We start from the raw sequence: 275 nt of genomic DNA on the forward strand, positions 1-275 counted from the left end.
CATGCAATCCACCATGCCCAGTAGAAAATTGTCCATGACTGAATCCATTGATTTCCGCCTTCATTTAATGGACTTAAACGGAAACTCATACTTGGCAATTCTTGAATGTATGAACCGATTGTTGAAGTGAAATAATTCATAATAAAGTTTGTTGGACCTGCAAATAATACAATTATCATAAGTGCAAACGCTAAAATAATATTCGCATTACTTAAATATTTAATTCCTTTATCGAGTCCCGTTTGCGCAGATAGCATATAAAGAACAGTTACAAT

General features: G+C 33.5%; 1 protein-coding gene. It reads right to left on the minus strand.

What is annotated here, in order from left to right:
* Positions 1 to 275: BCCT family transporter (locus SB775_RS29215; RefSeq protein WP_410864722.1), on the minus strand; the 275-nt coding region annotated here is incomplete at both ends.

Source organism: Peribacillus sp. SIMBA_075, assembly GCF_046534585.1.